Here is a 19,665-nt window from a genome sequence, read left to right as displayed (position 1 = left end):
GGTATTTCTACTCTTTTGACGGCTTGCGGACTATAATGTCCCTCCATGATAAGTTTCTTTAGATAAGACCAGTGTTGTGCGAAATGCGTACGAACTTCTGCGACTTGCATTTTATCTACACCACCACTCCCCTTATTGCTCACAACCCTTTGAATCGCCTTTTCTATATTGGCATCTTCTACGATTGCTTCAAGTAACTTTTCATGTACTACAAATCTATTGGTGTTCTTCATATGTGATATCTCTTGTTTTGATACAGGATACACTTCTCCGTTATTGTCGTATTCCGTACTATCTTCATAGAGTAAGCCTAATGATAGTTGACAGTATCCTATTTTATCTTGAGTATCTTTCATCTCCAGTTCACCTCCTTATGTTCGGTCCTTCGCTAGATAACCATTACAGTTACCATCATCACTACTATGACCTCGGCTGACTTCCTAGGACAAACGTTTCCACCATGATTACATTTTCACCATGTCCCTAGGACCTCCCACGGTAAGACATAACACTTTCATCCCATGTACCCACTATCTTTACATTGCTTATTCCGTCGTACTATTGGACTTTGATTTGTTGCGCAATCTCATCCGATAAGCATATGCCTCAAATAGTTCGTGTTCCTTGGGTCAGGATTTTGCCTCCGACTTCCTCCCGTTCACACCTTACGATGGATACCTTGTCTTTGGCTAGTGGTTGGTAGTACGAAACCTCCACAGTGGACTTTCACCACCAAGTTTTATGCCATGCGTGGCACACGCAAAAAAAAGTCTGATTAAATCAGACTTTTTTATCAGTATTCTATACTATATTATAGTATTGTTAAGTATCGTGAATTATTCACCGATAATATTCATCATATCCTTTTGGAACACTTCTGTTTTGCTTGCAGCATCATCAACAGTTGCACCTTTAATTGAGAAATAGAATTTACATTTTGGTTCAGTTCCACTAGGTCTAGCAGCAATCCAAGAACCATCTTCTAAATAATATTTCAATACATTTGATTTTGGTAAATCAATAGTTGTTTCATTTCCATTTTCAGTTCTTACACTTGTCTGATAATCTTCAACAGCAACAACTTTAACACCACCAATTTCAGTAGGTGCATCTTTTCTTAAATTATCCATGATTTCTTTAATTCTTGCAGCTCCAGCAGCACCTGCTTTAGATAAAGCAATTTGACTTTCTTTAAATGCACCATGTTTCGCATATAATTCATTTAATACATCAATTAAATCTTTACCTTGTTTTTTATAATAGTTACCAGCTTCAGCAGCAGTTAAGACAGCTTGTACTGCATCTTTATCTCTAACAAAATCTTTAACAACACATCCATAAGATTCTTCATAACCAAAGACAAATTGTTTTTCTCCAGTTTTTTCGTATTTACGAATCTTATCTCCAATGAATTTAAATCCAGTTAATGTTTTTTCTACATCAACACCATAGCTTCTTGCTACTAATTCACCTAAATCAGAAGTAACAATGGTATTATACATAACAGCATTATCAGGTAATGTTCCTTTTTCTTTCATTTGACTTAAAATATATTCAAGATAAACGGCAGCTGATTGGTTACCACTCATCAATACATATTTTCCATCATGTTTAGCAACAACACCTAATCTATCTCCATCAGGGTCACAGATAACAACAACATCAGCATCAACTTCTTTAGCTTTAATGATAGCTAATTCATAAGCCATATCCACTTCAGGGTTAGGAGATTTTGTATTTGTATAATCTGGATCAGGAGCACATTGTGCTAATACTGGCACAACATCATATCCTAAACGTCCTAAACAAGTTCTCACAGGGATATTGCTTGTTCCATGTTGTGGAGAGAAGACAATTTTAAATCCACTCTTATCCATACCAGGATTAATTTCAATACCCATAACAGCTTTATAATAAGCTTCATCAACTTCTTCACCAATCCATGTCATATATGGATAAGCTTCTTCATCACTGCATACATGAATATCTAATTCATCTTCAACTTCATTAACATATTTAACAACTTCATCAGCCCATTCAGGAATCAACTGACATCCTGTATCATCGTAAACTTTATATCCGTTATATTCTTTAGGATTATGTGATGCAGTAATCATAATTCCACCAGCACATTTTAAATATCTCACCGCAAATGATAATTCTGGTGTTGGTCTTAAGCTTTCAAAAATAAATGATTTAATACCATAAGTTGCTAAAACTTTAGCACTTTCAATCGCAAAACGGTAAGACATATGACGGTTATCATAACCGATAGCTACGCCTCTTTCCTTTCCATTTTCTAATCCCAATACATATTTTGCAAAACCAACATTTGCTTTTCTAATAGTATAGATGTTCATTCTATTTGTTCCAGGTCCCAAAATACCTCTCATACCAGCAGTACCAAATTCAACATTTGTATAGAATGCATCTTCCTTTTCTTTTTCTCCCATGTTTGTTAATTCCATTTTTGTGGCTGCATCCATTGCAGGATGATTCAACCATCTTTCATAATTTGCTTTATAATCCATTATTGTTTCACCTCTATTTCTATTATAACAAATCTTAAAAACCAACGCCATAAAAACCCACTTTGAAATGTAAACATTTTCATTAAAAAATAATAGTTTTCACAAATTTATGTAACCACTATCATTTTTTGTTTTATTTATGTGTTTTTTCACTTTTCATAATAGATATTCAAACATAAAAAAATAAAATCAATCATATAAAATGATGATATAATAATGAAAAGAAAGCGAGGTTATAATATGTCAAGAATTTTTATAACTGGTGATACACATGGCTCATATGATATTCAAAAACTTGCAAGAAAGAACTTTCCTGAAGGAAAAACCTTAACCAAAGATGACTATGTGATAATCTGTGGCGATTTTGGCTGTGTCTGGGGTGGTGAGTTAGCTGGATCTGATCGCTGGTGGCAAAACTGGCTCGATGAACAGCCTTGGACAACATTATGGGTTGATGGCAATCATGAAAATCATGATTTATTAAAAACATATCCCATAGAAAACTGGAATGGTGGACGTATTCATAAAATCAATAATAGTATTTTTCATTTGATGCGTGGTGAAATCTTTACACTTAATAATCAAACTTTCTTAGCTTTTGGTGGTGGCTATTCAACTGATCGTGTTTATAGAAAAGAAGGTATTTCATGGTGGAAAGGAGAATTGCCAACACATGAAGAAGTCAATCATGCCCTCACTAATCTCAAGAAATATCATAATCAGGTTGATTATATTTTAAGTCACGATGCCCCTCGTGACATTAAAGAATATTTAGGATTTTATGATAGTTGTGATATGACTGTTTATGGTGATGAATATGAAGATATTCATAGTGTTTTATATTTGCTTAAAAAGGCCACACAATTTCAAGACTGGTATCTAGGTCATTACCATATAGATAAAGATATAGGAAGTATGCATATTCTTTATCATCAAATCATTGAAATCACTCATAAATAAAAAGCAAGGATCCCTTGCTTTTTTATCTTATCACATCTACACATTGACCATTGACATATTGGATTAAATCTTGAGGTTTTAAAATCACCTGTAAACCTCTTTTTCCTGCACTGATTGCGACTCTATCTAACAGCAAAATATCTTCCTGAAAATAAGTAGGAAACTTTTTCTTCATGCCAATAGGAGAACACCCACCACGCATATATCCTGTTAATGGTAATAAATCTTTCTGATGAAGCATTTCAACACTTTTATGCCCACTGGCTTTCGCCAGTTTTTTTAAATCAATTTCTTCCATGACTGGTATACAACAAACCAAATATTCATGATGATCATGTAATACAAGTGTTTTATAGATTTCATCTGCTTCTAAATCTACCTGATGAACAATATGTTCACCAGATAAATGATTGTCATCATACTCATATTCACGTGTTTCATAATTGATATGTTGCTGATCCAATAACCTTAATACATTTGTTTTAATCTTTTTCATTTTTACACCATTACTTATATGATTTATAGAATTCAATAAATCGCATCATTGCTTCTTTTAATAAATCTGAATTTGTTGCTGTATTAATACGTACCCATCCCTCATAATTATCAATAAAACGGCTTCCTGTTTCCAATAACACATGTGTTTCATTAGCTAAGTCAATAACAAACTGATCAATATTGGCTATTTTTGGTAAATAAACCCATATTAAATATCCCGTATCAGGTTTCATGATTTTCATATCTGTTGTTTCTAGTAATTCCATTGTCATATTGATATTTTGACGAAGATATTCTAATAAATCATAATACCATTGTTTCCCCTCATTATAAACAGTTTCAATCATATAAATACCAATACGTTGTGGACCTATATGAAGCTTTGAGAGATAATCATTAAATTGTTTATTGAAATCTTCATTTTTACAGATTGTAAAAGATGTTGATAATCCTGAAATATTAAATGTTTTATTTGGCGATGATGATACAATAATCTGATCATAAATATCAAAAAATTGGATAAGAGAAACAAATTTTTTATCTGATATAAGGATATCGCCATGAATTTCATCAGAGATAATCATGACTTGATATTTTTTACATAATTGAACTAATTGGTTAAGTTCTTCATATGACCAGGCTTTACCTCCAGGATTATGTGGATTACAGAACAACAGGACATCAATTTGATGTAATTTCAACATCTTTTCCAATTCATCATAGTCTATCAAATATTCCTGATTTTTATTTTTTAATGGCATCTTATAAGCATGCCCAATTTGAGCACAATTATAAAATGGTCCATAGACAGGTGTCATAATTAAAATGTTTTGATCTCTTGCGAATAAATCAGTTAATAAATGTAGTGATGTAATTGTTCCAATAGATGGAATAATCCAATCTTTGTTGATATGAATATGATGAATTTCATCATACCATTGAATAATGCTTTCATAAAAACTATCTTGGACATGAAAATAGCCTAAATCTCCCTCACTGACAAATTTCATTAATCTCTTTTGAACATTTTCATCCATCTTAAAATCCATATCCGCAATAAATAATGGATAAAACTGATCTTCAGTTTGAAAATGAGTATGGAATCTCTTATTGATATATGGAGCTTCCCATTTCATAGAACCATTATGTCTTCTTTCTAATATTGATCCAAAATCGTTTTTCATTCTTTTATCTCCCTTCATAATCAATATCTTTCCACAAAAAATACATCGGCCTATATGTTATTATAAGCCGTTTTCATGTGACAAGCAATAAACAGTTCTCACTTGAATCTTTATCATCTTTTTTTGTTTAAAACTTCAAATTGATTTTCTCAAAAGATTATACCACTTTTTTTGAAAACACTGATATTTATCATTACAATCATTTCAATGATAACTATTCTTAAAGAAATCATAAAAAATCTATTTAAATCATCAAATTTATGATGATTATTTGTTATAATGTAAACAAGGATGTGAGAAAATGACAAACAAAGAAAGATTTATTGAAATTTATAAAACAAAAATTCATCGTGATGGAAGTGAAAAATTATTAGAATTTTTATTATCACGTAATTCTGATTTTTTTGAAGCCCCTGCCAGTTCAAGATATCACGGTAATTATGAAGGTGGTCTACTGGAGCACAGCCTCAATGTTTATGATTGTCTAAAAGACTATTTATCACGTGAACGTGTTCAAAAAACATACCATTTGAATTATAATGAAGAAACTATCGCTATTGTTGCTTTACTTCATGATTTATGTAAAATTAACTGTTATAAACAAAGTATGAGAAATGTCAAAGAAAATGGACAATGGATTCAAGTGCCTTTTTATGAATTTCAAGATACATTGCCTTATGGTCATGGAGAAAAAAGTGTTTATATGATTAGTGGCTATATGCGTTTAACAAGAGAAGAAGCCTTTGCGATTCGTTATCATATGGGATTTGCTGGTAATGAAGATGCCAGAAATGTAGGTGCTGCTTTTGAAATGTTTCCACTCGCTTTTGCCTTATCTACTGCCGATATGGAAGCCACTTATTTTATGGAAGGAAAAAAGCATTCTTAATCAAAACAAGCTTAGCTTGTTTTTTTATTTTCTTTAGAAAATCTTTATCTTTTTACTTGTTTCCTTTTTCGCTTTTTCGTTCATACTATCAATGTCGATAGGAGTGACCTTTATGATCAATAAAATCAAACAACATAAAAAAGAAATTCAATTTATAATCAAGTGTCTACTTATCATGGGTTTGATATGTTTATGCTTATATCAACCTATGATGAAGATCTTTGAAAATCCTCAGTTACTAAGAAATCAGCTACAAAGTTTTGGTTTATTTGGACAAATCATTTTTGTTGGTATTGTTATTTTACAAGTTATATTTGTTTTTCTTCCAGGTGAAATTGTAGAAATTATGGTTGGATTTATTTATGGTCCATTTGTAGGACTCCTCTTATGTTTAATAGGGAGCGCTATGGGTTCGTTACTGATTTATACTTTTGTTAAAAAATGGGGACAAAATTTTATTCAGCGTTTTATCAGTTTAGATCCGATAAATCAGGTTCATTTTTTACATAACCCAGAAAAAAGAAATATTTTATGTTTTATTGTTTTCTTTATACCTGGTACACCTAAAGATATTCTCACTTATCTCATTCCATTAACAGATATGAAACTTTCAACATTTCTTTTCATTACAACTATCGCAAGAACACCTTCAATTATCACATCTACCATTGGTGGTCATGCATTAGGAATTGAAGATTATCTGTTTTCTATCATTATCTTTGTCGTGACGGGTATTATTTCTTTCATTGGTATTTACATCTATAAAAAAATAAACAAACGAAAGTTATCATATCATCTTTAGAAAATCTTTCGTTTTATCCTCTACTTTTCTTTTTTAAATTCAAGTATAATGTAGAAAAGTCGGGAGGGGTTTTTATGGATTATAATATATTAATTGTAGAAGATGAAATTGAAATCTGTGATGCGATTGAGATTTATTTAAAAACACAAAACTATCATGTTTTTAAAGCGCATAATGGTATTGAAGGATTAGACATTGTTGAAAAAGAAACTATTCATCTTGCTATTGTGGATATCATGATGCCAGTGATGGATGGCATTCAAATGACAATGAAAATGAGAGAAAAATATGATTTTCCTATTATTATGCTTTCAGCCAAATCAGAAGATATTGATAAAGTCACTGGGTTAAACATTGGAGCAGATGATTATGTCACAAAGCCTTTTGTGCCAATTGAATTACTTGCCAGAGTCTCATCACAGCTTAGACGTTATCGCAAATATCTAGATGCAACTGCAAAGAAAACATCACAGAATGTCTATACTGTTGGTGGTTTAGAGCTTAATTTAGATACAAAAACAGTGAGTGTAGATAATCGTCAAATCAAGGTCACACCTATTGAATTTAAAATCTTACAATTACTCATGGAGTATCCTGGAAAAGTTTTTTCAGCTGAAAACATTTATGAAAGTGTCTGGAAAGAAGATGCTATTAACACGGATACAGTGATGGTTCATGTCCGTAATTTAAGAGAAAAAATAGAATTAGATCCAAAACACCCTCAATACTTAAAAGTTGTGTGGGGCGTTGGATATAAAATTGAAAAACAAGGCAGGGATTAACTATGAAAATCAAAAAACATATCGCAAGTATTATTATCTTGGTAACACTGATAATAACAAGTATAGGAACTTATTTATGTTATCCTTTTATTAATCAAGCTACTCAAAAATCTAGTTTTGAAAGCCGTGATATTTCGGATTATATGTCTTCTTATCTGATTGAATACAGTTATGCATCTGATTTTCTACTCAAGGAAAGTCAAGATCCATCTGCTTCCATTTATGATTATTATCAATCCTCACAAGATGAAACCAATGCAGATTATTATTATGACTTCCAGTCAGCTGTAGAAGATAAAGTGAATGAACTCCATCAAAAAGAAGATATTTTCTTCCATATCACTGATCATCAATCACAAAAACAATTCTCTAATACCAATGATCCCATTTCTCAAATCTCACAAAACAAGGATTTACAAGACAAATATCAATGGTATATGCAAATTGAATTTGATAACAAAGGTGTTCCAAAAGTTACCCATACAAATGATGAACATATCAATATTTATTCTCTAGAATCTCTCTTCTCTTATAACACCACATTTTATGATGATTATAGTCAAGAAGATATCACGATTCGCTATCAACCTTTACAAAATATCACTATAACACTTGCAGTTAGTGATCAATTGCATATGACCAGTCAAATTGGTTCTTATCTGATGAATATATCACGTAGTCAATTATATCTCTACTCACTTCCATATATTTTCACTGCAATTGTGGTCTGTTGTATTGTCACATTATGTATTCCTATGAAATATCTTGAACAAAGTCGTTTCTTATCCTTTGTGATGCGTATTAAATTTGCCTTTCTGGCTATTATATGGGGAACATTAGCTATTATGATGTATGCTGGTACGGCAATTATGATTGCAGGTACTATTCAAGATCAGTTCCAATATATTTACCAGCAATTTGCGATTGAAGCTATTGGTCCCTATTTAACTCCAGCCATCAATATCGCTTATTACTTTATTTTCTATCTCCTCTTTATCATCTTAGCTTACTTTATTAAATATCTTTTCCATAAGGGACTCAAAAAATACTTTTGGGAAAATACATGTCTTGGATGGCTGATTACTCATGGCTATCAGATTATGAATAAAGTCATTGATTTTGATCTAGATGATTCTTTAAACAAAACTGTCTTAAAAATCGTTTTATTCAATCTCTTGATTATAGCAGGATGTTCAATATTCTTTGTTTTTGGTATATTCTTTGCAGTGATTTATTCTATTATTATCTTTATTTTAATAAGAAAGAAATTTCAAGATATTCAAAATGATTATCATACATTATTAAAAGCGACTCAACAATTATCTAATGGTCATTTTGATGTACAGATTAATCAAGATATTGGTATCTTCAATCCTTTAAAAGATGAATTTGTTCATATCAAGGATGGATTTGAAAAAGCTGTGAAGGAAGAAGTCAAATCTCAAAGAATGAAAACGGAATTGATTTCTAATGTTTCTCATGATTTAAAAACACCATTAACTTCTATTATCACTTATGTAGATTTATTAAAGAATAACAATCTTAGCAGTGATGATCGTCAACATTATTTAGATATCTTAGAAAGAAATTCTTTAAGGCTTAAAAATTTAATTGAAGATTTATTTGAAGTCAGCAAAGCCAATAGTGGAGATGTCAAATTAAATCTTGTGGATATAGATATCATTTCGCTTATTAAACAATCTCAATTAGAGTGTCAGGATAATTTAGATGAGAAATCTTTATCCATGAAATGGAATTCATCTGAAGAGAAAATCATATGTCATTTAGATAGTTCTAAAACTTATCGTATTTTTGAAAATCTATTTATGAATATTAGTAAATACGCTTTACCACATACACGTGTTTATATTGATATTCATGATCATGATGACCAAGTAGAAATTATCTTTAAAAATATATCTGAAGAAGAAATGACATTTAATGAAAATGAAATCGTAGAAAGATTTGTTCAAGGAGATAAATCAAGAAATACGCATGGTTCTGGTTTAGGACTAGCCATTGTCAAGAGTTTTACTGAAATACAAGGTGGGCAATTCCATGTAGAGCTAGACGGTGATTTATTTAAGACTATTGTCATCTTCCCTAAGTGTTCATAAAACAAAGAAGTTTTCGATTTGAAAACTTCTTTTTATTTGCATATTCATTGACAAGATTCTCTCTACGCATTAAGATATCCAAAGAATAGAATGGGGAGGTTCATTCAATGAAAAAATTAATAAATGTTTCAATGATTTATATGATAGCAGCTCTTGTGGCGGGTGTTTTTTATAGAGAATTGACTAAATTTAATCAATTCACAGGAAAAACAACATTAAGTGTTACACATACGCATTTATTTATTTTGGGTGTCTTTGTTTTCTTGTTGTTGGCACTCTTTATTAAAAATGATAAAGATATATTAGAAAGCTCATTATTTAAGAAATTCTTTATTTTATATAACATAGCTTTACCATTTTTTATTATCATGTTGATGACAAGAGGAATTGTTCAAGTCTTGAATATTCAATTATCAACTGCAATGAATGCGATGATTTCTGGTATCGCTGGAATCTCACATATACTTTTAGCTATATCTTTTGTTTTATTCTTTATCATTCTACGAAAAAAATCTATTCAAGCCGAATAGATTTTTTTATGAAAACAATAAAGCAATCAAAATGAATGCAAAGATAATTTGTGATGTTCCTGTTAAACATCCATATAACATAGCTTTAGGTCCTTCTTTAATAAGATCAGCAAATTTAACACGCATCCCTATGGCTGCTAAAGCAATAATCTCAAATTGAGAACTTACTATTTTTGCAGATGTAGAAATGATGGCTGGTAAAATACCTGTACTATTGATAATACTAAAAATAAAGAATCCAATAACAAACCATGGAACTTTGGCTTTAACCTTAGCTGCCACTCCTTCCTTTTTAGCAAACAATGGTTGATTTTCATCAAGATTCATCTTGGCATATGTTAAAGCAACGACAACCACAAAAATGATTCTGACGATCTTAAAGATTGTTGCAAATTCAACAACCTCCTGATTCACAAGTGATGCTGATGCAATGACCTGTCCAATAGATTGCAGTATTCCACCAATCATCGCTGAAGTCTGAAGTGTTTCATGATGATATAATAAGCTTGTTAAAATAGGTAAGACAACCATCAAGATTGTTCCTGTGACATTGACAATTGTAATAGAAATACCTTTATCTTTACTGTCAGCTTCCACAATTGGAGAAACTGTTCCAATGGCTGAAGATCCACAAACGGCATTTCCTGCACACATTAACAATGAAAACTTTTTAGAAAACTTAAGTCTTCTCCCGATAAAATAACACATAGCAATCGTGAATATCATCTGTAAAGCAATAAAGCCTACACCTTGAAATCCTATACCTGCAATATCTGCCAATTGTAATGTGAGCCCAGTTAAAACAATCGAATATTCCAATAAACGACTTTCTGAAAATTTCGTTCCCACATTAAAAATATCTTTATTTAAAAATGTATTGCCTGCAAGCATTCCAATCCCAATCGCAAAAAGTGCAGCACCAATACTTGGAAAAAACTTCGCAATCTGCTGAGCTATAAGTCCAATAGCCAAGCAAACTATAAATCCTGGTAATATATCTTTGATTTTATTCACTTTGTCATCTCCCCTTATCAACCAGGGTTATATTACCACAATTTTTCTATAAATAAAAATTATGATATTTTATTTATTATAACAATATATTATAATGAAGATGAGGTGATTTCATGATAGATGACAAAATGAGAACATTTGTAGAAGTCGTTGAATGTCAAAACTATACTCAGGCAGCTAAAAATTTACATATTACTCAGCCTGCCGTTACACAACATATCAAAGCTCTGGAAGAACATTATCAACAAAAGTTTATTGATAGCACTCACAAATCTTTCCATCTCACCAAAATGGGTGAACTTTTATATCACTATGCCAAAACACAGATTCATAATGAAGATCTTTTTCAAAAACAGCTCCAAACAGCTTATCCACCTTTAACTATTGGCTCAACACTATCCATTGCCGATTATTATATTCCTCATATGATTGCGAAAAAATTCATTCAAACTTCTCGTCCATGTGAAATTGTTGTCGCTAATACGTATACTTTAATTCAAAAACTCATTAATGGTGAAGTTGAATGTGCTTTTGTAGAAGGACAGTTTGATACACAATTATTTGATTATCATTTATTAAAACAGGAAAGATTTATTGCTGTTGCAAGTATTCATCATCCTTTAGCTCATCAAAAAGTAACATTTGAACAGCTTTTTGCATATCCATTACTCATTAGAGAAAAAGGTTCAGGAACAAGAGATATCCTAGAAAATTATTTACAACAGACAATCTATCCTCTTTCACGTTTTTCACATTTTATTGAAGTGGGTAGTTTATCTATGATAAAAACATTGCTTATGGACAGTCAGGCAGTTACTTTTTTATATGCTGGCGTTGTGAAAGAGGAAATACAAAATCAACAATTAATTGAATTACAGATTGAAAACTTTCATATTTCTCGTCCTATGCACTTCATTTATCTCAAATCACATATTCATAAAGATGAGTATCAGCAATTATTTCATATGATGACAGAATGAGAAAGGAGTTTTTTATGATTTATTTCCTTATCATCAATTGTATTGGCTTTATAATAATGAAAATAGATAAATCCAAAGCCAAGCATCACTTATATCGTATAAGTGAAAAAGCACTTTTTACAGTTGCCATTATCGGTGGCAGCTTAGGCGTATGGCTAGGGATGTATCTATTTCATCATAAAACTAAACATTGGTATTTTGTATGGGGTATTCCTATGATTGTCATCATACAGATGATAATCATATATAAACTGCATTTTCATCTATGATTGATTCACAATTTGAAAATCATCATAAGTTAAATCGAGAAATGGAATATTTGTATTTTGACATTGATAAAAGAGTGAACTTTCTTGAGATTGCATCAGATCTTCAACGCATCTTAAAAGAAGATTTTCAAAGACTTGGCGAGCAGGTGCTGAAATAGGATGATAAATATCTCTATATTCACCTTTGATTAACTGACTTGGCATGGCAATAAAATATCCATTTTCTTTTTCTATAATTTTAATATCATGTAAAGCAAGAACGCCTCCTATTGTTAAAGTAGCAGAGGCTTTTAAACTTCCACCATGATAAACCTTTGTTATTTTTATTGTATCTATCATATAATCTTTCCTTTCTGTATTTTCTTTTTATTCTTGATTTGTCTTGTTCTCTTGAATGGCATCACTGAGAATTTTTTGAACAACTTCACTTTTGGCATCAGCATAGTTCTGTACATATTTCCATGTTTTCTTTGCTAACTCTTTTTTTGTATTCTCATAAAGTTGCCTCGCATCAGCATGACAACGTAAATAATTCCTAAACAAGAGATACTTTTCAATTTCTTTTGAATCCTTAGAAAAAACATGTAAATTGATATCCGTATCTGGTCCTTTAAACATATGATGATTTTCAAAATCTGGTTCTTTGATACGCAAGATATAACCATGTTCACATAAATCATTGACATATAGTTCCTCTTTTCCAGCATCTTCAACCACCAGCAAAATATCAATAATAGGTTTTGCTGTCAAACCAGGTACAGAGGTTGAACCAATATGTTCAATCGTTAAAGCACGTTCTTTTAATATTTTGGAGATTCTGTTTTTCTCTCTTTCAAATAAAACAGGCCATTTATCATCATAAGGTTTCAATAGAATTGTCTGATTATGTTCAATATTTCCACTCACAACAACTTTTTTAATATATTCATCAGTTAACTCTGTCATATCAGATTCCCTCCTTTTATCGATTATCATATTATATCATATACTTATCAAATGAAAATGGTGGATCCTCTATTTTGAGGTATCCACCTTCATTATTTATTACTTATCAGAAGTAAAATTGATTCCTTTTATATTACTTTTGAAATAAATCTTTGATTTTATTTTTTAATGTTAAATATACAATACCAATCAATGTTATAATGGCAACAAATAAATATCCAGCAAAGTTTCCATAAAGATCTGAGGTTTGTGGTTGCATAGATGATTGTACCTGTTGAATATTGTTTTGGCTTTGAATTTGTTGTGAAGGATTATCACTTTGTTGTGGAGTGTTCTGATTAGGATTTTGCATTGGTTTATTTTCATCAGGAAGAGAAGGTTGACCTTGAGATGATGATTCTGCTTTGACAGTAATCACTCTTCCAGCCTGAGTAGAATAACCATATTCATCATATACAGTATAAGTCAATTCATAAGTTCCAGGTTTTGATGTATTCACTTGACCAGCAACCTGAATTTGAGATGTAATATCTTTTCCTGTATAATCCGTTGCACTCACACCCTTCATTGGATCAAATTCTTCTCCAACAGTAAATGTATTATCTGATGGTAAAATAATTGTTGGTGCTTTTTCTTCTTTGTTCACTGTAATATACTGAACATCCGTTCTTGTCAATCCACCATTTTCATCAGTAATTTCAGCATACCATCCTAATGTTTGATTAGCCAGATTATTTAATGTCAATTGTGCAGTTTGACCACTTTCTACATTTTTAACTTCACCTAACACTTCACTTCCATAAACATCTATATCTAAAGATGAAGTTTCAAGACTCTTTGTCTTTGGTTCGATTCCCAATGCTGAAAAAGGAATTTCAAATTCTTCTTCTCCATTAATATTGGCGACATCACCAATATCAGTTTCATCTTTAGCATCATAATCATCTAATGAAGGTGAGTATGTACGAATAATAATTTTTTCACCTTCTAAATCAAAGTGCATTAAACGAATATATCCCATACCACCAGCTTTTAATCCTTGATAATCGAATAACATCTGATAAACCGTACGATCTGCAACACCATCATGATTATCATCAAAACTTTCTACATTTGTCTGAGCGTTATGATAATGTCCTGATAATACCATGCAAACATTTGGATTCACAGCTACGACTTCATCATGGATTCGTTGAGGTTCTTCACCCAAACCTCCACTAGCAAGTAAGTATTCATGGAAGTTCAAGATGGCCTTACGTTCAGGATATTGTGCTAAGACATCATTCATCCATTGAATTTCTTCATCACCAATACCCCATCCCATGTAAATCATAATAAAGTCAATACCACCTACACTAATTAAATCATAATGTCCTCGATTATCTTTATAACTTTGACCATACCAAGGATTCTGATTATATCTTTCTTCACCAAAATACTGAGAAAAACTTGTATAATCACCACTTAAATGACCAACATCATGGTTACCAGCCAATACACCATAAGGCATTCCTGCTTCATCAAGTATTTTATAAGCTTTATCGGCATTTTCCCATTCAGGATCAAGATGTTCATCATCAATAATATCTCCATCATGGAACATATATTGAATATTCATACGTTCTCTATTTGCGAGAACCCATTCATGAATATCTAACTGATACTGATATGAACCATCAACATCTTGTTCAGGATTACCATCATAATCTTCATTATAATATTGTGTATCACTTTCTACAACAAATGTAAAATCATAATCTTCGCGAGGAGTATCATCTTCATTAGAAGTTGTAATACGTGTTGTTTGTGAATCATATTGAGGTGGCGTATATCCTTCCCCATTTTGTATCATGACTCTTACTGATGAATCTTTGAGATAATCATTTAACGCTATTGATGCAGTTAATTCAATCTGACTGCCATCATAAATCTTTTGGGCATCTTGTAAATCCCATTCTTGAGTTGTGTGATTATAAACATACATAAATGTTTTGGCATTATTACTTTCACCTTCCCAATGAACTTTCATTGCATCCTTATTTGTAAATGAAGAATCAACCTTAATATCAAATTGCTGATATGGGAAGCCATTGGCAGAATTTGTTTCAAAAGACTGTTCATTAGTACCAGAAGTCTGACTCACACCTTGAGAAGCTTGAATATTTTGATCATTCAAAGTATATTTTTGGCCTTTCTTAAATGCAACATTCATAACATCATTTGTTGCATCACTCACTTGAACAGATAATGTAGGATCACCATGAATCACTGACCCATCACCTGGTGTGATTTCACCAACAGTAGCATTTTCTTCAGGAACAGTAAATGTTATTGTTTTGGTAGCCATATTCCCTACTTCATCTGTAGCAGTTAAAGATAAAACGTGTTCTCCAGCATCTAATGTCTTTGTATCAAATGCATAAGGCAATTCAATTGCTTGATTATCCAATGTTGCTAATAAAGAAACATTTTTACTTATAGCATCTTTAGCACTCGCTTCAATTGTATGACTTCTATATTGTGCATCTTCTTCCATATTTGTCATAATTTCAGGAGCCGTATTATCTACTATAAACTGTATAGATGATTCTCCAGTTTGAAGTGTATGCACACCATCTGATAACTTTGTTGTATCAAGATCATAACGTAATGAATCAAATGATGCTTCAGGAATATCAAATGTGACATAAAGAATTTCTATTTTACTTGTTCCATCTCCCATTGAAATTTCAGTTTGTGGAGAATAATTGTCCAATGTTTCTGGTTGATCTGGATGCCAGTTATCTGCAGTATGTTCAACTGCTCCAAGCCCCTTAACACCAGTATATTTTCCTCTCAAAGATGTACCATCAGGTAAAACAAGACGAATATTCTTTAAAACAAAATCATCGTTATTTTCAATATTATGTTCTAACACATTAGCTTTATTTCCAGCATGGAATGCAATTGTCACCTGTTTTTTATCATAATCAAAATATTTTGCATCTACATCATAACTATATGTCATCCATGAGTCATAAGTTCCTTCATTAAAGACACCTATTGAATCGTTACCTATAGAAACTGCATTTTTAAAGAAGACATCTGTCTGTGAAGCATCAAATGCAATTTTTGCTGAATTGCTAATAGATTTTTTGGCTTCACCTGTAATATCTTTACCATCAAGAATAAGGTTTTCTCCCGTTCCTATAATTTGTTGATTTTGTGATACCACTGTTTGATCATCAATATTGAAACGATCACCCTCAAGAGTTCCCTCTTCATTGTTTACCGTTTTCACATCAGTTGTTACTGTTTGATATCCATCACTAACAACAAAATAATATTCATAAGAAGATTTCCCAATTAAGTCAACACTTGCTAGAGTATAATTGAAAACATCTCCATTATTTCTTAAAAGATTATATTGAGTATAGCCGTTTGACTTATTATCTTTCATATATAATGATACAGTTTTAATCGTTGTCTCTTGTGAAGTTGCTTTGATTTCAAATGCAAAATCTTCATCTGTATGAAAAGTTGATGCTGTACGATCTTCTAAAACAGGTTCACTTACTGTATCTGGCAATACTGGAGAATATTGCGGTTTCGTATTACTATCAACTCTACCAGGTGTAGGCGTTCTATCATCACTCACTAATACAGACTGGAATTGTCCATTATTATATTGGTTTTGATAAACAATAGATTTGTCAGCTGTTGTATTATCAGTTCCATCCATATTATATGTTACATAATCAATCACATCTTTAACATTAGTCGCTATTTTAATTCCTCTCGCTCCACTATTAGACATCCCACCACATGAAATTTCAATCAATTGGTCATCTGAAAGATTTGTTCCCCATTTTTCATTAAAATTATCTTTTGTTAAAGCATCATTTGTACCATTTTTAATCCAGAAAACAAGTGTTTCTCCAGATTTTAAAATCTTATCTTCGTTTGTTTCCCACCAAATACTATCACTACCACTATCTGGATAATTATAATAGAGCTTATAATCTTTCAAATTTATATCCTTATTAGAGTTATTATAGATTTCAATAAATTCATACGCATCTGCACCATCTACATTAGAAGTATCTGGAATAACTTCAGTGATTGTTAAGGCAGGCGCATTTGTTACATCGACTTCTCCACTTTGAACTGGAATTAAAGATGATGTATAAGTAGCTTGATTGACTCCATCACTGATTGTGACTTTATAAGTTATACTGTCATAATTTTTAACAGCATTATATGCAATTGACCCTTTTAAAATATCATTGTCATATGTAAAGTTAATTGTATCAATGAGTGTTTCTCCACTATAAATATCTGCAGTTGCTGTGAAAACTTTTTCTAGATTTGTCTGAATCGTCATTTCATAATCTTGAAGATTTGAAACCACAGATGGTGCATCAATTGATACAGTAGGATTCTCTATCACATCAGGGCGTTGATATTCTCCAAAAATTTGATTAGAAACATTTCCTACAGTCTGTTCACCATCATAATGAACAACTCCTTCAGAGTTTTCATATGTTACATAAATAGACTCTTTTTCATCTATTTTCTCATTAGAACTATCTTGTGCATTATATTCTGCACGATTTAATTCTAAACCTGTCTGTGAAGTAATCTTCATTATACGAGACCCAGAATTTGATAAACCATCACTTTGTACTGTTGTCAGATCTTTACCTTTTTCTAAAGCTGTTCCATAATTTTCATTGAAGTCGTCCACTGTATAATGAGCACTTATCACTTTTTCATTTTGAATCCATACAGTTAAAGTCTTCTTTGCTTCTAATTGAATATCATCTTCCAATATCCATTCAGTTTCTTTAGTTTCATTAACATAAATAAAATGATAATCTTTCAAATCTACTGTCTGATTACTAGCGTTATAAACTTCAAAATATTCAAATGCATCAGAGCCATCCACATTAACAGTATTAGGTACAAACTCAGTCAATAATAATGGTGATTGATATTTCACTGAATCTGTTGTCTCTGCTGTAATTGTCTTATTAGATTTTAATTCATTAACTCCATCAGTTAATTCAACTGATAACTCAAAAGATTCTAACCCACTTAAATCTGATGCAGGAATAGAAACAAAAAATTCACCATTATCATAAGTCATATTATATGACTTATTATTTATAAAGGCTTTTGCTTCTAATATAACAGAAGTTAAGTTTGTAGTTGCTTTCACAACATATGATGCATTTGGGTTAAATGTCTCATTAACTAATAGACTAACTGCTGCATCTTCATCCTTATTAACGACATAATGGTCATCTAATGTTTGTTCATCAACCAATGATCCTGGCGTTGGATCTCCATCATAGCCAAGTGTCAATTCTTGAATACGACCATTCTGATATTGAAATGTAATCCCCTTTTTTGTCTGGGCCTTTGCTTCTCCATCATTATAAGTCATAGAATTAATGACTTGCTTAGTATCCTTGACAAGGACTTCCATTGAACGTTCTTCAGAATTACTAAAACCATTCACCGATTCATTTGTTTTCACAATATTTACTGATTCATCAGTAATGTTATAGTAAGAGCGGAATTGATTTTCATCAAGTGAGTCACTTTCACTATTACGTACCCATACAACCAGTGTCTCCCCTGCTTCGATTGTTGTACCTTCAGGGATTTCCCATAAAGTATTTTTACTTCCATTGACATTTTGAATAAGATAATTATCCATATTTAAAGTTTGATTCGTTGTATTGTAAAGCTCAATATATTCAAACGCATCTGTACCTGATGCAGTTGTCATATCAGATTGATGTGTATCAGCTACAATCTCACTAATCATTACTGGACTTATAATTTTTGAAGCATTCTTTGTAAGTGTATCTGTTGCATGAACAACAGATAATGCATTCAAATTCATTGATGATGCCACAACAAGAACACTCATACTACTACCAATTAACTTTTTAGCTTTTTTTCCCATTTTGTTTCCTCCATTTATAAACGGATTATAACAAAACAGCTTCTAAAGATTGTTAATGTCAGGTAAAAAGTACATTAATAGTTTTTAATGACATCAAAACATTGATTTGAAACCACCTTATCCACTATATGAAAGCAATTTATTTCATGCTAGATTAAAATGATATAAATTGCTTTTTGTTGATTAGCACATTCATTATTCTTGCTTT

The 19,665-nt window shown here is 31.5% G+C and carries 15 protein-coding genes and 1 pseudogene; 8 read left to right on the top strand and 8 right to left on the bottom strand.

Going from position 1 to position 19,665, the window contains the following annotated elements:
* A pseudogene (locus B5E87_RS10460) lies at positions 1-356 on the bottom strand (hypothetical protein); the annotation flags it as partial.
* A 480-nt stretch (positions 357-836) separates the two neighbouring features.
* Positions 837-2,531 carry a phospho-sugar mutase gene (locus B5E87_RS10455; protein ID WP_087244869.1) on the bottom strand — a complete coding sequence of 565 codons (1,695 nt, stop codon included), beginning with the start codon at positions 2,529-2,531 and terminating at the stop codon, positions 837-839.
* Between the two features lie 240 nt (positions 2,532-2,771).
* Here B5E87_RS10455 and B5E87_RS15450 point away from each other — a divergent pair, with 240 nt between their 5' ends.
* Positions 2,772-3,491: a metallophosphoesterase gene (locus B5E87_RS15450; protein WP_087244868.1), complete on the top strand. Its 720-nt coding sequence runs from the start codon at positions 2,772-2,774 to the stop codon at positions 3,489-3,491.
* Between the two features lie 22 nt (positions 3,492-3,513).
* On the opposite strand, the gene ybaK is transcribed toward B5E87_RS15450, so the two are convergent.
* A complete protein-coding gene (ybaK, locus tag B5E87_RS10445) occupies positions 3,514-3,987 on the bottom strand; it encodes a Cys-tRNA(Pro) deacylase (protein WP_087244867.1) in 474 nt (157 codons plus the stop codon).
* Positions 3,988-3,997: 10 nt separating this feature from the next.
* A complete protein-coding gene (locus tag B5E87_RS10440) occupies positions 3,998-5,173 on the bottom strand; it encodes a MalY/PatB family protein (protein WP_158095602.1) in 1,176 nt (391 codons plus the stop codon).
* A gap of 301 nt (positions 5,174-5,474) precedes the next feature.
* On the opposite strand from B5E87_RS10440, the gene B5E87_RS10435 reads away from it, so the two are divergent.
* From B5E87_RS10435 to B5E87_RS10415, 5 genes are all read left to right on the top strand, one after another.
* Positions 5,475-6,062 carry an HD domain-containing protein gene (locus tag B5E87_RS10435; protein ID WP_087244865.1) on the top strand — a complete coding sequence of 196 codons (588 nt, stop codon included), beginning with the start codon at positions 5,475-5,477 and terminating at the stop codon, positions 6,060-6,062.
* A gap of 112 nt (positions 6,063-6,174) precedes the next feature.
* On the top strand, positions 6,175-6,864 hold the full coding sequence (locus tag B5E87_RS10430; RefSeq protein ID WP_241147168.1) for a TVP38/TMEM64 family protein: 690 nt from the start codon (positions 6,175-6,177) through the stop codon (positions 6,862-6,864).
* A 74-nt stretch (positions 6,865-6,938) separates the two neighbouring features.
* On the top strand, positions 6,939-7,646 hold the full coding sequence (locus B5E87_RS10425; protein ID WP_087244864.1) for a response regulator transcription factor: 708 nt from the start codon (positions 6,939-6,941) through the stop codon (positions 7,644-7,646).
* Between the two features lie 2 nt (positions 7,647-7,648).
* The gene (locus B5E87_RS10420; RefSeq protein WP_087244863.1) at positions 7,649-9,763 is read left to right on the top strand and encodes an MFS domain-containing histidine kinase; all 2,115 of its coding nucleotides are present in this window, start codon (positions 7,649-7,651) and stop codon (positions 9,761-9,763) included.
* A gap of 107 nt (positions 9,764-9,870) precedes the next feature.
* On the top strand, positions 9,871-10,293 hold the full coding sequence (locus tag B5E87_RS10415) for a DUF2871 domain-containing protein (RefSeq protein ID WP_087244862.1): 423 nt from the start codon (positions 9,871-9,873) through the stop codon (positions 10,291-10,293).
* A 6-nt stretch (positions 10,294-10,299) separates the two neighbouring features.
* Here the strand turns inward: B5E87_RS10415 and B5E87_RS10410 are convergent, their stop codons facing one another.
* Complete coding sequence (locus tag B5E87_RS10410) at positions 10,300-11,307, bottom strand: YeiH family protein (RefSeq protein ID WP_087244861.1); 1,008 nt, start codon at positions 11,305-11,307, stop codon at positions 10,300-10,302.
* A gap of 113 nt (positions 11,308-11,420) precedes the next feature.
* Between B5E87_RS10410 and B5E87_RS10405 the strand changes: the two genes are divergently transcribed.
* Positions 11,421-12,287 carry a LysR family transcriptional regulator gene (locus B5E87_RS10405; protein ID WP_087244860.1) on the top strand — a complete coding sequence of 289 codons (867 nt, stop codon included), beginning with the start codon at positions 11,421-11,423 and terminating at the stop codon, positions 12,285-12,287.
* Positions 12,288-12,301: 14 nt separating this feature from the next.
* Positions 12,302-12,556, top strand: a complete 255-nt coding sequence (locus B5E87_RS10400) for a DUF1294 domain-containing protein (RefSeq protein WP_087244859.1) — start codon at positions 12,302-12,304, stop codon at positions 12,554-12,556.
* Here the strand turns inward: B5E87_RS10400 and B5E87_RS10395 are convergent.
* The 3 genes from B5E87_RS10395 to B5E87_RS10385 form a co-directional block, all read right to left on the bottom strand.
* Positions 12,551-12,895: a SpoVG family protein gene (locus B5E87_RS10395; protein WP_087244858.1), complete on the bottom strand. Its 345-nt coding sequence runs from the start codon at positions 12,893-12,895 to the stop codon at positions 12,551-12,553. The genes B5E87_RS10400 and B5E87_RS10395 overlap by 6 nt on opposite strands.
* A 27-nt stretch (positions 12,896-12,922) precedes the next feature.
* Complete coding sequence (locus B5E87_RS10390; protein ID WP_087244857.1) at positions 12,923-13,501, bottom strand: GrpB family protein; 579 nt, start codon at positions 13,499-13,501, stop codon at positions 12,923-12,925.
* A 133-nt stretch (positions 13,502-13,634) separates the two neighbouring features.
* Positions 13,635-19,457: a lamin tail domain-containing protein gene (locus B5E87_RS10385; RefSeq protein WP_087244856.1), complete on the bottom strand. Its 5,823-nt coding sequence runs from the start codon at positions 19,455-19,457 to the stop codon at positions 13,635-13,637.
* Between the last annotated feature and the right edge of the window lie 208 nt (positions 19,458-19,665).

Origin of the sequence: Massilimicrobiota sp. An142, assembly GCF_002160725.1 — a bacterium.
GTDB lineage: Bacteria > Bacillota_I > Bacilli_A > Erysipelotrichales > Coprobacillaceae > Allocoprobacillus > Allocoprobacillus merdigallinarum.
This window is presented reverse-complemented; position numbering and strand designations above follow the sequence as displayed.